Annotated in this window: 13 protein-coding genes; 8 read left to right on the top strand and 5 right to left on the bottom strand. The window is 63.4% G+C overall.

All coding sequences use genetic code 11. From position 1 onward, the window contains the following. On the bottom strand, window positions 1-1,116 hold the full coding sequence (locus LB532_RS13590) for a glycoside hydrolase family 25 protein (protein ID WP_140638828.1): 1,116 nt from the start codon (window positions 1,114-1,116) through the stop codon (window positions 1-3). Between the two features lie 376 nt (window positions 1,117-1,492). Continuing rightward, the gene (locus tag LB532_RS13585; RefSeq protein ID WP_140638642.1) at window positions 1,493-1,729 is read right to left on the bottom strand and encodes a hypothetical protein; all 237 of its coding nucleotides are present in this window, start codon (window positions 1,727-1,729) and stop codon (window positions 1,493-1,495) included. A gap of 224 nt (window positions 1,730-1,953) precedes the next feature. Between LB532_RS13585 and LB532_RS13580 the strand changes: the two genes are divergently transcribed. Both LB532_RS13580 and LB532_RS13575 read left to right on the top strand, forming a co-directional pair. After that, window positions 1,954-3,723, top strand: a complete 1,770-nt coding sequence (locus LB532_RS13580; RefSeq protein WP_140638643.1) for an acyl-CoA dehydrogenase — start codon at window positions 1,954-1,956, stop codon at window positions 3,721-3,723. A gap of 19 nt (window positions 3,724-3,742) precedes the next feature. Next, window positions 3,743-4,495, top strand: a complete 753-nt coding sequence (locus tag LB532_RS13575) for a crotonase/enoyl-CoA hydratase family protein (protein ID WP_140638644.1) — start codon at window positions 3,743-3,745, stop codon at window positions 4,493-4,495. A 7-nt stretch (window positions 4,496-4,502) separates the two neighbouring features. On the opposite strand, the gene pdxH is transcribed toward LB532_RS13575, so the two are convergent. Then, window positions 4,503-5,120 carry a pyridoxamine 5'-phosphate oxidase gene (gene pdxH, locus LB532_RS13570; RefSeq protein ID WP_140638645.1) on the bottom strand — a complete coding sequence of 206 codons (618 nt, stop codon included), beginning with the start codon at window positions 5,118-5,120 and terminating at the stop codon, window positions 4,503-4,505. 40 nt (window positions 5,121-5,160) lie between these two features. Here pdxH and LB532_RS13565 point away from each other — a divergent pair, with 40 nt between their 5' ends. The 4 genes from LB532_RS13565 (at window position 5,161) to LB532_RS13550 (ending at window position 8,234) form a co-directional block, all read left to right on the top strand. Then, entirely contained in the window at window positions 5,161-5,622 is a 462-nt protein-coding gene (locus LB532_RS13565; RefSeq protein WP_140638646.1) for an RT0821/Lpp0805 family surface protein, read from the top strand. 99 nt (window positions 5,623-5,721) lie between these two features. Next, entirely contained in the window at window positions 5,722-6,669 is a 948-nt protein-coding gene (locus LB532_RS13560; protein WP_140551060.1) for a DnaJ C-terminal domain-containing protein, read from the top strand. A gap of 106 nt (window positions 6,670-6,775) precedes the next feature. Beyond that, the gene (gene fabI, locus LB532_RS13555; protein ID WP_140638647.1) at window positions 6,776-7,594 is read left to right on the top strand and encodes an enoyl-ACP reductase FabI; all 819 of its coding nucleotides are present in this window, start codon (window positions 6,776-6,778) and stop codon (window positions 7,592-7,594) included. 52 nt (window positions 7,595-7,646) lie between these two features. Then, on the top strand, window positions 7,647-8,234 hold the full coding sequence (locus tag LB532_RS13550) for a histidine phosphatase family protein (RefSeq protein ID WP_140638648.1): 588 nt from the start codon (window positions 7,647-7,649) through the stop codon (window positions 8,232-8,234). 105 nt (window positions 8,235-8,339) lie between these two features. Here the strand turns inward: LB532_RS13550 and LB532_RS13545 are convergent, their stop codons facing one another. Further along, window positions 8,340-8,600 carry a DUF1344 domain-containing protein gene (locus LB532_RS13545; RefSeq protein ID WP_140551058.1) on the bottom strand — a complete coding sequence of 87 codons (261 nt, stop codon included), beginning with the start codon at window positions 8,598-8,600 and terminating at the stop codon, window positions 8,340-8,342. A 182-nt stretch (window positions 8,601-8,782) separates the two neighbouring features. On the opposite strand from LB532_RS13545, the gene aroC reads away from it, so the two are divergent. After that, window positions 8,783-9,904 carry a chorismate synthase gene (aroC, locus tag LB532_RS13540; protein ID WP_140638649.1) on the top strand — a complete coding sequence of 374 codons (1,122 nt, stop codon included), beginning with the start codon at window positions 8,783-8,785 and terminating at the stop codon, window positions 9,902-9,904. 108 nt (window positions 9,905-10,012) lie between these two features. Continuing rightward, window positions 10,013-11,113 (top strand): 3,4-dihydroxy-2-butanone-4-phosphate synthase, encoded by a 1,101-nt coding sequence (gene ribB, locus LB532_RS13535; protein WP_140638650.1) that lies wholly within the window; start codon window positions 10,013-10,015, stop codon window positions 11,111-11,113. 51 nt (window positions 11,114-11,164) lie between these two features. On the opposite strand, the gene LB532_RS13530 is transcribed toward ribB, so the two are convergent. Next, on the bottom strand, window positions 11,165-12,388 hold the full coding sequence (locus LB532_RS13530) for an MFS transporter (RefSeq protein ID WP_140638651.1): 1,224 nt from the start codon (window positions 12,386-12,388) through the stop codon (window positions 11,165-11,167). Window positions 12,389-12,420: the final 32 nt, after the last annotated feature.

Below are 12,420 nucleotides of genomic sequence, written 5' to 3'. Positions count from 1 at the left end.
TCAGCGTTTGCCCCGGTCGAGTTCGGTGGAAGCGGTGCTCACCGGATCCGCCGCCGCGGCGAAGGCGGCGTCGAGTTGCGCTGGGGTGCGCTGCCCGGTGCGCTTCCAGGCGACATATTGGACGATGCCGAAGATCGGCCGCCGCGGCACCGTCTTCACGACAGGCATGCGGAACCCGTCGCGGAATTTCGACCAGCGTGAACCAAGCACCGCGACCATTTCCCCGAAACTCGGCGGCGTCGCCACATCGGCGTAGATGAGGGTGGTCTTGCCGGCCAAAGCGGCTTCGCGCGAGAGCGGCACCGGTACGCTGGCGAGATAATCCGCCGGCACGTCGATCAGTCCGCCGAACGGCCATTGCTGGCGCAGCGTGGCGGCATCTGTCGGCGCGACGTTGACGTCGATGTCGTCGGGCGTGCCGGCTACCCTGTAGGGGCACCGGAAGCGGCCGCAATTGGCCTGCGCCGAAAACTGCCAGAGCGCATAGCCTTGCCAGTTGCCGATGGGAAAATGCACGTCGATGTCAGGTTTGTAGCGCGCGTACCAGAGCGGCAGCCGCGACAACAGCCGGTATTTGTAGCTGCTGTCGGCGATATGCTGGGCGGTCTTGCCATTGGTGTAGAGTACCGGGAAGCGGCCGATGCGCCGATGCACCTGGCGCACGAACGCCTCGGCGTCGTCGAGCGACATCCATTGCGCGGGATCGATGCCTTCGATGTCGAGGGCCATGAGGTCGTCCGGCGCGGGATCGGCGAAATCGAGGAAATTATTGGCCTGCTCGATCGGATTGCCGGGGCGGGCGAGATGATAGGCGCCCCATTTCAGGCCGAGCGCCTTGGCGACCACCTTGCGCGTCTGGAACAGTTCGCGCGTCACCGCATGGCGTTTCCACAGCGCCTTGCAGAGTTTGACCTCGGTATCGTCTCCGGAGCAGGAATAGGGCGGCGACATGCCGTCGGAGGCTTTGTTGATGAAGCCGACGACGCGCTTGTCCGTGGCAAGCTGCGCCCAGTCGATGGAATTGTATTCGTAGGCATCGACGACAAGCGCCCGGTCGGCACTTTTCCACGGCTCGGAGAAATCCGAGGCCCTTGCCGCCGGTGTCAGCGCCATCATCGCCGCGAGAGCGATCGCTGGGCGGCGAAGAAGATGCGCCGTTCTTTTCAAACAGGGAATCCCCGTTGATCGAAGGCAAATCCTGGACCGCTATGGTTAAGGATTTACTTCGGGAGGTCGCGGACCGAAGTGGCCTTCAGGGAACAGCCGCTAAGCGCGAGATTATCGAAGATTCCACCACAGGCCGTTTGTAAGCGTTGACGGTGCGCGCAACATTCCATTTGCTTTCGGTGGATTCACAATCGCTTCCGCCAAGGCGATCCGATCCCCGATGGAAAGACGGATGGCGGCAGCCTCGTCAATGCAGGGCAGTGCTGTTTTGGTAAGGGCAATAGCGGTCTGTTCGCTTGGCATCATGTCATCGATGGTCCAGCGCTCACCGCCGGATGAACGGCCGGAATTCAAACGGATCCGGCGCCGGGCCCTGTTGCAACGTGCCTTCGGCCGTGCGTTTGCGATGATGGGCGAGCGAGCATTTCGGCGAGCACAATATGCCGCGATCCGACCAATAGGCGGCGCCGTTTTCCAATTCACCGTGATAGTACGAGAACCCCGCCGCCCGGTAGGGCAGGCCGCACTCGATACAACGGTAGGCGTCAGGTCTGGCGAGCATGAGTTGGTTTCCAGTCGGCTGGTTCTGTCTGTCGCCGGTCGATTTTGACCCGGCGTCCATCGCATTTAATACGAGCCGGCGCGATTGCAAAATCAGCGTGACAAAATTTGACGTTTACGTAAAAAGAAGATGGGCAGTCGCCCAAAGGCGAATACGGTGTGGCAAGCAGGTCCCAATCAGGTCCTGGGATCAGCCGGACCGATGCATCAGGAGGAGCGAGCGGCATGTATCGGGCACCGGTCGAAGACATCGCGTTCACCCTCAAGCATGTGGCCGGCCTGAAGCCCGCCCTCGATGACGGCACGTTCGGCGATCTCGGCGAGGATCTCGTCGACGCCGTTCTTAGCGAGGCCGGCCGCTTCGCCAGCGAAGAGGTCGCGCCGCTCTACAAGATCGGCGACGAGCACGGCGCGGTGCTGAAGGACGCGGCAGTGACCATGCCGCCGGGCTGGAAGGAACTTTATCGCCGCTGGATCGACGGCGGCTGGAACGCGCTCTCCGGCCCCGAAGAATATGGCGGCCAGGCGCTGCCGACCATGCTTGGCGTCGCCGCGCTCGAAATGTGGAACTCCGCCGCCATGGCTTTCGGCATCGGCCCGACGCTGACCATGGGTGCGGTCGAGGCGCTCGACAAGCACGCTTCGGAAGAGCTCAAGGCCAAATATCTCGCGAAGCTCGTCTCCGGCGAGTGGATGGGCACGATGAACCTGACCGAGCCGCAGGCCGGCTCGGACCTCGCTGCCTTGCGCACGCGCGCCGAACCGGCCGGCGACGGCACCTACCGCATCTTCGGCCAGAAGATATTCATCACCTATGGCGAGCATGATCTCACCGACAACATCATCCATCTGGTACTGGCGCGGCTGCCCGATGCGCCGACGGGTACGCGGGGCATCTCGCTGTTCCTGGTGCCGAAATTCCTGGTCGGCGCGGACGGCTCGCTTGGCGCGCGCAACGACGTCTTCTGTTCGGGCCTCGAGCACAAGCTCGGCATCCATGCCTCGCCGACCTGCACCATGATCTATGGCGACGGTTTTCAGGACGCCAAGCCCGGCGGCATCGGCTGGCTGATCGGCGAGGAGAACAAGGGGCTGGCCTGCATGTTCACCATGATGAACAATGCCCGCCTCGCCGTCGGCATGCAGGGCGTGGCGGTCGCGGAAGCAGCGACCCAGAAGGCGATTGCCTATGCCAATGAGCGCCGCCAGGGCAAGGCGGCGGACTATGCCGGTGCCGGCATGGCGCCGATCGTCCATCACCCCGATGTGCAGCGCAATCTCCTGACCATGAAGGCGCTGACGCAGATCGCGCGGGCGATCAGCTATTCCTGTGCTCATGCTATCGACATGGCGCGGGTTTCGGATGGTGATCAGGCGGCGCATTGGCGCGATCGGGCCAACCTGCTGACGCCGCTTGCCAAGGCCTTTTCGACCGATATCGGCGTCGAGGTCGCCTCGCTCGGCGTCCAGGTCCATGGCGGCATGGGTTTCATCGAGGAGACGGGGGCTGCGGCCCTCTACCGCGACGCCCGCATCGCGCCGATCTACGAGGGCACCAACGGCATCCAGGCGATCGATCTGGTGGCCCGAAAACTGCCGCTCGGCGGCGATGAGCATGTGCACGGCTTCATCGCCGGGCTTGCCGCTGTCGCCAATGCCGTGCGGACATCGAATCTCGAAGGGTTTGGCCGCACCGCCGATGCTCTCGACCGCGGGCTCGACGATCTGACGCAAGCGACGCGTTTCCTGCAAAAACTGTTGGCCGATGGCCGGACGGACGAGGCGCTTGCCGGCGCGACACCCTATCTCAGGCTCATCTCGCTTGCCGCCGGCGGCGCCTACCTGGCGCGGGGCGCCCTTGCCGATCAGGGCCGCGTCGCCCTTTGCCGCTTTTTCGCCGAAAACCTGCTCGGCGAGACAGGTGCCTTGAAGGGGCGCGTTGTCGACGGCGCCGCAAGCCTCGCCGCTGCCGGCAAGACATTGATTTCCGCTTGACGTTCACAAGGAAAGAACCGTGACAGACCATATCCTCGTCGAGCGCCAGGGCGCCATCCAGATCATCCGCATGAACCGCCCGGACAAGAAGAACGCGCTGACGCGCGCCATGTACGCCAGGATGTCGCAAACCTTGGCCGAAGGGGATGCGGATCCGGCAGTCCGCGTCCATGTCTTTCTCGGCGTGCCCGGGGCCTTCTCCTCCGGCAACGACCTCGCCGACTTCATGATCGTCGCCACGGGCGGCGAAGGCGGCACGGAAGTCTGGGATTTCCTGATGGCGCTGGCCAGGGTCGAAAAACCCATCGTCTCCGGGGTCGACGGCATTGCCGTCGGCATCGGCACCACGCTCAATTTGCACTGCGACCTGACTTTCGCCACGCCGCGCACCGTGTTCAGGACACCTTTCGTCGACCTTGGCCTTGTGCCCGAAGCAGGATCGAGCCTGCTGGCGCCGCGCATCCTGGGCCAGCAGGGCGCGTTCGCGCTGCTCGGCCTTGGCGAAGGCTTCTCGGCCGAACGCGCCAAGGCCGCCGGCCTGATCTACGAAGTGGTCGAGGGAGGAGCGCTGGAGGCGTCGGTTCTGGCGGCCGCCGGCCAGATCGCGGCCAAGCCGCCGCAGGCGCTCAGGATCGCGCGCGACCTGATGCGCGGGCCGCGCGAGCACCTCGTCGCTCGCATCGGCGAGGAAAGCGAGCATTTTCGCGAGCGGCTGAAATCGGATGAGGCACGCGCCGCGCTGACGGCATTCATGACCAGAAAGAAGAGCTGAGTCCTCTTCAGGGATAAAGCCGCGTCTTGTCCCAGCCGCCTCCGGCATTGCGCGAAAATACCATCCGGTCATGCAGCCGGAACGGCCTGTCGTGCCAGAACTCGATCGTCTTCGGCACGATGCGGAAACCCGACCAGTGTTTTGGGCGCGGAATCTCGCCGATGGCGTAGCGGGCCGTGTATTCGGCCACCGCCTTTTCCAGCGCGAACCGGCTTTCCAGCGGCCGCGACTGTTTCGAGGCCCAGGCGCCGATGCGGCTGCCGCGCGGCCGTGTTGCATAATAGGCGTCGGCTTCGGCATCGCTGACGATCTCCACCGGCCCGCGCACGCGCACCTGGCGGCGCAGCGATTTCCAGTGGAAGCACATCGCCGCCTTCATGCTGCCCAGGATCTCCCGGCCCTTGGCGCTTTCGAAATTCGTGTAGAACACAAAGCCGCTCTCATCGAAGCCCTTGAGCAGCACCATCCGCACATCCGGCATGCCCTCGGCATCGACGGTTGCCAGCGCCACGCCGTTGGGGTCGTTCATTTCGCTTTTGGTGGCGTCGTCCAGCCATGCGGCAAAAAGGCGAAACGGCTCTGGGGCCTCGGTAAAGTCACCGCTTGTTAACTCAGTCTCACTCATAGTTTTTCTCAAATTTTCACCAAGCAGGGGAGGTTGCCGATTGTTGCGTATCGCGCAAGCTTTTGACAGCAGGCAAGGCAGCCTATTTGCTTCAGCCAGCGCCAAAGCCGCGATCGTGATGATTGCCTTGCCGCTTGCCGCCTGTGGCGCGGGCGGCTTCAGCCTGCAAAAAGCCGAGGTCGATCGCTCGATCCTGACCGGCAGCATTTCGGCTCCAGCCGCGCCGGCCGATTCGGACCGCGATTCCGACCAGACGACGATCGGCAACGCGGTGTCCTCCGCCGACATCGAGCAGCTCGGCGGTCAGGCCGTGCCGTGGGCCAATGCCGGTACGGGTTCGCGCGGCTCCATCACCGAACTGGCGGAATTGAAGGACGGGGGCCAGACCTGCCGCCGCTTCAAGGCTTCGCGCGAAAGCTTTGACGGCGTTGCCATGTTCGCGGGCGAACTTTGCCTGGCCAGCGGCGGCGGCTGGCGCATGCAGGACTTCAGGACGCTTTGATCTTCCGCCTTTGAAATAACGTCCAGCACTGGAATTTCTTCCTATGCGAGCGCATATAAAAGGCGACTATGGACTCACTCTTTCTCCAGGGCAAGAAGCATGCGCGACCCTTATGAGGTGCTGGGCGTTGCAAAGAACGCATCGGCCAAGGACATAAAATCGGCGTACCGCAAACTCGCCAAGAAGCATCATCCGGACCAGAATCCGAATGATCCCAAGGCGAAGGACCGTTTTGCCGCGGCCAATCAGGCCTATGAAATCGTCGGCGACGAGAAGACTCGCGCCGCTTTCGATCGCGGCGAGATCGACGCCGACGGCAAGCCGCGTTTCCAGGGCTTCGAGGGCGCCCCCGGTGGTGGTGACCCCTTCGCCGGTTTTCGCCGCCAGCAGCAGGGAGCCGGCGGTTCGCGGTTCGAGTTCCGCTCCGGACGCCCTGGCGGCGATCCGTTCGACGGCAACAGCGATATCTTCAGCCAGATTTTTGGCGACGTCTTCTCCGGCTCGCGCGGCGCCGGCCAAAGCGGGGCAGGAATGGGTGACCGCCGCCAGCCGGCAACCGCCGCCGACCTCAATGTCACGCTCGACATCACCATCGAGGAAGCGGCGAACGCTGAAAAGGTCACGGCGATGTTCCCCGACGGCCGCAAGGTGGCGGTCAAGCTGCCGGCCTATGTCGAGGACGGGCAGACCATACGGCTGAAGGGGCAGGGCGAGCAGGGGCCGGGCCAGCCCGGCGACGCCTTGGTCAAGATCCGCTTCCGCCGGCATCCGCGCTACCGCCTGGACGGCCGCGACCTGCATGCCGATTTGCCGGTGGAGCTGGCCGATGCCGTGCTTGGCGCCAAGGTGGCCGTCGAAACGCCGACCGGCAAGCTCGCGGTCAACGTTCCCGCCTGGTCGAGCTCGGACAAGGTCCTGCGCCTGAAGGGCAGGGGCCTTCCGGAAAAGGCCGGCGGCCACGGTGATCTCTACGCCCATGTGCGCATCATGCTGCCGGAAGGCGGCGACAGCGCGCTCGAAGGGCTGTTGCGCAGCCAAAAAGGCTGATTGGCGGCTCTTGTCCCCCGAACTGTCCCGTTTGAGCGCTTGAAGGGGCTCTGTGCCTGTGCGATAGGGCTCTCCACAAATAAGAAATCTTGCGGAGAGCACGCATATGGCGGGTGGACAGGGCCTGATGGCCGGCAAACGCGGCCTGATCCTCGGCGTCGCCAACAACAGGTCGATCGCCTATGGCATCGCCAAGGCATGCGTCGACCACGGCGCCGAGATCGCGCTGACCTATCAGGGTGAAGCGTTCAAGAAGCGGGTCGAGCCACTGGCTGCGGAACTCGGCGCCTTTGTCGCCGGCCATTGCGATGTGACTGATCCGGCGAGCCTCGACGAGGTCTTCGCAAATGTCGCCAATCATTGGGGAAAGCTCGACTTTCTCGTCCATGCCATCGCTTTTTCCGACAAGGACGAACTGACCGGCCGCTATGTCGAGACGACGCGCGATAATTTCCTGCGCACGATGGATATTTCGGTCTATTCCTTCACCACCATCGCCAAGCGCGCCGAGGCGCTGATGACCGATGGCGGTTCGCTTTTGACGCTGACCTATTACGGCGCCGAAAAGGTGATGCCGCATTACAACGTCATGGGCGTAGCCAAGGCCGCACTCGAGGCCAGCGTGCGTTACCTCGCCGTCGATCTCGGGGCCAGGAAGATCCGCGTCAACGCGATCTCGGCGGGCCCGATCAAGACGCTGGCCGCTTCCGGCATCGGTGATTTCCGCTACATCCTGAAGTGGAACGAATACAATTCGCCGCTGAAGCAGACGGTCACCCAGGAAGAGGTCGGCGATTCCGGCGTCTATTTCCTGTCCGACCTGTCGCGCGGCGTCACCGGCGAAGTGCATCATGTCGATTCCGGCTATCACGTCGTCGGCATGAAGGCGGTTGACGCACCCGATATTTCGACGGTCAAGGATTAACTCCCTCCGCCTATCCTCCGCCCAGGCCCAGGCCCGACCTCCGGAAGACCTGATGTACCCGCTGGTTTATATCGTGCGCCACGGCCAGACCGCGTGGAATGCCGAATTCCGGCTTCAGGGGCAGGCCGATACCGACATCAACGCGCTCGGCCGCGAGCAGGCGAGCGCAAACGGGCATCGGCTGGCTGACCTGATCTCCAATCCCGCAGAGTTCGATTTCGTCGCCAGCCCGATGCGGCGCACGCGCGAGACCATGGAGCGCATTCGCGCCGCCATGAAGCTCGACCCCGCTGCCTATGGGACCGATCCCCGCCTTGTTGAAGTGAATTTCGGCGACTGGCAGGGTTTCACCTTTGCCGAGCTGGAGACACAATTTCCGGGTGCGAGCAGGACGCGTGCGCTGGACAAATGGAACTTTCAGCCGCCGGGCAAGGATGCCGAGAGCTACCAGATGCTGCTCGAACGGGTAAAGCCGTGGTTCGACGCGCTCGAGCGCCAGACAGTCTGCGTGACACATGGCGGCGTCATGCGCACCTTGTTTCGCTTCGTGCTTGACATGGCCGAGGACGATGCGGCGAAGCTGGCGATACCGCAGGACCGCGTGCTCAAGCTGGAAGGCGACAGCCTGAGGTGGCTTTAGGCTCCCGGCACGATCCAGGAAGGCTCATGCAGACTGCCGGTTGCAGGTGCATAAAACGGCTGCAACGGCTCAACAAACGCCGAACAGCCGATTTGCATTGGAAGCCTAGTTGGAGTCGCTGTCCGGCAACTGCATATCGGTGACGACGTTTTCGCCATTGGTCACGTCATACGCGATGACGATATCCATGCCGGGCTTCAGCGCGTCGAGATCGGTTTCCGCATTCAGCTTGTAGGATTTGCCGTCGTCCAGCGTCAGGGTCAGCGCGTCCTTGTCGATCTTCTTGATCAGGCCTTCGGTCTGCCCGGCGAAAGCGGCGGTGCAAAGCAGGAATGTGGCGGCAACAGCGCCAATCAGGGTACGCATCATCGTCCTCTTTGGTATTGCGCCGGCATGGGTAGCGGCGGATCCTCAACGGCGAATGGAACAGAGCAGAAACCAATCGAATGTGTCAAAACTAAATCCGAAGATCACGGTTTGACCCCTGTGGAAAACGCCAATAGAAGGCAGGCTTCAGTCGGCTCCGATGCCGGGCAAGGCACTTTGCGATGTCTCACAACACGTTCGGCCATCTTTTCCGCGTCACCACCTGGGGCGAAAGCCATGGAGCCGCATTGGGCTGCGTGGTCGACGGCTGCCCACCCGGCATCCGCTTCACGCGTGACGAAATCCAGGCCGAACTCGACAAGCGCCGGCCCGGCCAGTCGCGCTTCGTCACGCAGCGCCGTGAACCTGACGAAGTGAAGGTGCTGTCGGGCTTTATCCTTGACGATGACGGCGAGACGATGATCTCGACAGGTACGCCGATCTCCATGCTGATCGAAAATGTCGACCAGCGCTCGAAGGACTATGGCGAGATCGCCCGCCAGTACCGGCCGGGCCATGCGGACTACACCTATGACGTCAAATACGGTGTGCGCGACTATCGCGGCGGCGGCCGATCCTCGGCGCGCGAGACAGCGGCTCGGGTCGCGGCCGGAGCCCTTGCCCGCAAGGTCGTGCCGGGCATGGTCGTGCGCGGGGCGCTGGTATCGATGGGCGAGAAGTCGATCGACCGCGCCAACTGGAACTGGAATTTCATCGGCGACGCGGATAATCCGTTCTTCACGCCTGATCCGGCGTCCGTTCCGGTCTTTACCCGATATCTCGACGGCATCCGCAAGGCGGGTTCCTCCGTCGGCGCCGTGATCGAGATCGTCGCCGACGGCGTTCCGGCCGGCCTCGGCGCGCCGATCTACGCAAAGCTCGACCAGGATATCGCGTCAGGCCTGATGTCGATCAACGCCGTCAAGGGCGTCGAGATCGGCAACGGCTTCGAGGCCGCCCGTATCACCGGCGAACAGAATGCCGACGAGATGCGCATCGGCAATGACGGCCAGCCGGTGTTCCTGTCCAACAATGCCGGCGGCATCCTTGGCGGCATCTCGACCGGCCAGGCGATCATCGCCCGCTTCGCCGTCAAGCCGACTTCCTCCATCCTGACGCCACGGAAGTCGATCGACAAGGACGGCAACGACGTCGAAGTGATGACCAAGGGCCGTCATGACCCCTGTGTGGGCATTCGCGCCGTACCGATCGGCGAGGCGATGGTTGCCTGCGCCATCGCCGACCATTATCTGCGGCACCGAGGACAGACAGGTAAGGAAGGCAGTAGGGCAGTAGGGCAGTAGGGCAGTATGGCAGTATGTTAAGCTGCCCGCGAGACGAGCAATTTTTCCTTTCCCCTACTGCCTTACTGCCCTATTCCCCTACTCCCTTGCGAGCGAAGCGAGCATTCCATGTCTTACGACCAGAAGAAGATCGTCGAAGCAATCCGGGCCTTCGAGCGTGGCGAGATCGTCGTCGTCATGGATGATGACGGGCGCGAGAACGAGGGCGACCTGATCGTCGCCGCCGTCCATTGCACACCGGAAAAGATGGCCTTCATCGTGCGGAACACTTCGGGCATCGTCTGCACGCCGATGCCGCGCGAGGAGGCCAAGCGCCTCAACCTTGCGCCGATGGTCGCCGACAATGATTCAGCGCACACCACAGCCTTCACCGTCAGCGTCGATTTCAAGCATGGCACCACGACAGGCATTTCCGCCGACGACCGCACGCTGACCGTGCGCAATCTCGCCAATGGCAATGTCGGCGCCTCCGATTTCGTCCGCCCCGGCCACATCTTCCCGCTCATCGCGCGCGAAGGCGGCGTGCTTATGCGTTCGGGCCATACCGAGGCGGCCGTCGATCTGTGCAAGCTCGCCGGCCTGCCGCCGATCGGCGTGATCTCGGAACTGGTCAATGATGACGGCACCGTCAAACGCGGCCCGCAGGTCGCGGCTTTTGCCGAGGAACATGGCCTCAAGCAGGTTTCTGTCGCCGACCTCATTGCTTACCGGCAACGCAAGGAAACGCTGGTCGAACGCGTTGCTTGCTCCGAGATCGACACGCTCGGCGGCAAGGCGCAGGTCTTCACCTACACGCTGCCCTGGGATTCCATGCATCATGTCGCCGTCGTCTTCGGCGACATCCGCGATGGGGAAGAGGTGCCTGTGCGTCTCCACTCCGAGGACGTGGTGACCGACGTCTTCGGCACCAGCCATCGGCTGGACGGCATCATGAAGGCGATGGGCGAGCGCAAGCGCGGCGTCATCGTCTATCTGCGAGAGGGCTCGGTCGGCGTCGCCCACCAGGAACGCAACCGGCCTGCGAGCGGCGACCGCGAGGATCACGAAGAGGCGCGCCGCCGCGAGAATGAATGGCGCGAGATCGGGCTCGGTGCTCAGATCCTGAAGGATCTCGGCATTTCCTCGATCAATTTGATCGCCTCGCGCGAGCGCCACTATGTCGGCCTTGAAGGTTTTGGCATCCATATCGCCAAGACCGAGATTCTCTGAAGTTCGACGGCGGCAGTAGCGTCCGATCCGCTGAACCGGACGCGTCATGGATCATTCCGCGGCAACGACGGCCGCTTCACACCCATCCAGCTCGCATTTGTGAGTGGCAAGGCTGCGTTGGCCGAGCAGCACCGTGACCAGCGCGATGCCGCCCGCGACCACCGAGACCCAGAACCCGTTCTGGGCGCCGAACGCATCCACCACGGCGCCGGCGGCGAAAGAGCCCAGCGCCATGCCGATGCCGATTCCCGTTGTCACCCAGGTGATGCCCTCGGTCAGCATCGCTTCCGGCACATGCCGTTCGATCAGGCCAAATGCTGTGATGAAAGTCGGCGAGATCGCCACGCCGCTGATGAAGACGGTCACCGCCAGCAGCGGCACGCTGTCGGCGGTGAGCGGCAAAAGCGTGCTGACCGCGATGATCGCGACCGCCACGGCCAGCTGGCGCTGTAGCGGCGTCTTGAGGTTGAGTGCGCCGACCACGATGCCCAACACGAACGATCCCAGCGCATAAACGCCGATCACCAGGCTTGCGGCACCGGCTTGGCCGAACTCCTTGGTGATCGCCACGGTGCTCACTTCCGTCGTCGCGAAGGTCGCGCCGATGAAGATCAGGGCGAAGGTGATGATCTGTACCGGCCGCAGGCGGATCGCCGAGCCGGCCGAACCATGGTCCGCCGGCCGCACTCTTGGTTCGGTCGATCGCTGCAGAATGAACGCTATGGAGCCCAAGGCGAGAAACAAAGTGCTCGCCAGCATGCCTGCTTCCGGAAACAGCGCCGCACTGAGGCCCACCGACAGCGACGCACCGGCGATATAGACCAGCTCGTCGGCCGCCGATTCGAAGGCGAAGGCGGTGTTCATCTCCGGCCGGCCGCGAAAAAGCTCGGTCCAGCGCGCGCGCACCATTGCCGGCATGCTGGGCATGGCCGCGGCCAGCAGCGCCGACACGAACAATGTCCATACCGGCCAATCCTGGTTGGCCGACGCAATCAGCAGCAGGAATGCCGCCACGGAGACGATGGTGGTGGGCACGACGATCCGTGTCTGGCCGAGGCGGTCGACCAGCCTGGAGATCTGCGGCGCCAGGAAAGCGTTGGCCAGCGCGAATGTCGCCGAGACGGCACCCGCCAGCCAGTATTCGCCACGCGTCTGCGACAGCATCGCCACGATGCCGATCGGCGCCATGGCGATCGGCAGGCGCGCCATGAAGCCGGCAGCGGCAAAGCCCTTGGCGCCAGGGGATCGAAAGATCTCGGAGTAGGGATTTTGCATGGTCCGTTCCTCGACAAAAGGCGATTCGGAAA

It is taken from the genome of Mesorhizobium sp. ESP-6-2, assembly GCF_020164675.1.
GTDB lineage: Bacteria > Pseudomonadota > Alphaproteobacteria > Rhizobiales > Rhizobiaceae > Mesorhizobium.
This window is presented reverse-complemented; position numbering and strand designations above follow the sequence as displayed.

Coding starts and splice junctions, on each gene's coding strand:
- LB532_RS13585 (WP_140638642.1), bottom strand. CDS start 1,729: ATGCTCGCCAGACCTGACGCCTACCGTTGTATCGAGTGCGGCCTGCCC.
- LB532_RS13550 (WP_140638648.1), top strand. CDS start 7,647: ATGTACCCGCTGGTTTATATCGTGCGCCACGGCCAGACCGCGTGGAAT.
- LB532_RS13590 (WP_140638828.1), bottom strand. CDS start 1,116: ATGATGGCGCTGACACCGGCGGCAAGGGCCTCGGATTTCTCCGAGCCG.
- LB532_RS13560 (WP_140551060.1), top strand. CDS start 5,722: ATGCGCGACCCTTATGAGGTGCTGGGCGTTGCAAAGAACGCATCGGCC.
- fabI (WP_140638647.1), top strand. CDS start 6,776: ATGGCGGGTGGACAGGGCCTGATGGCCGGCAAACGCGGCCTGATCCTC.
- LB532_RS13530 (WP_140638651.1), bottom strand. CDS start 12,388: ATGCAAAATCCCTACTCCGAGATCTTTCGATCCCCTGGCGCCAAGGGC.
- LB532_RS13545 (WP_140551058.1), bottom strand. CDS start 8,600: ATGCGTACCCTGATTGGCGCTGTTGCCGCCACATTCCTGCTTTGCACC.
- ribB (WP_140638650.1), top strand. CDS start 10,013: ATGTCTTACGACCAGAAGAAGATCGTCGAAGCAATCCGGGCCTTCGAG.
- LB532_RS13580 (WP_140638643.1), top strand. CDS start 1,954: ATGTATCGGGCACCGGTCGAAGACATCGCGTTCACCCTCAAGCATGTG.
- pdxH (WP_140638645.1), bottom strand. CDS start 5,120: ATGAGTGAGACTGAGTTAACAAGCGGTGACTTTACCGAGGCCCCAGAG.
- aroC (WP_140638649.1), top strand. CDS start 8,783: ATGTCTCACAACACGTTCGGCCATCTTTTCCGCGTCACCACCTGGGGC.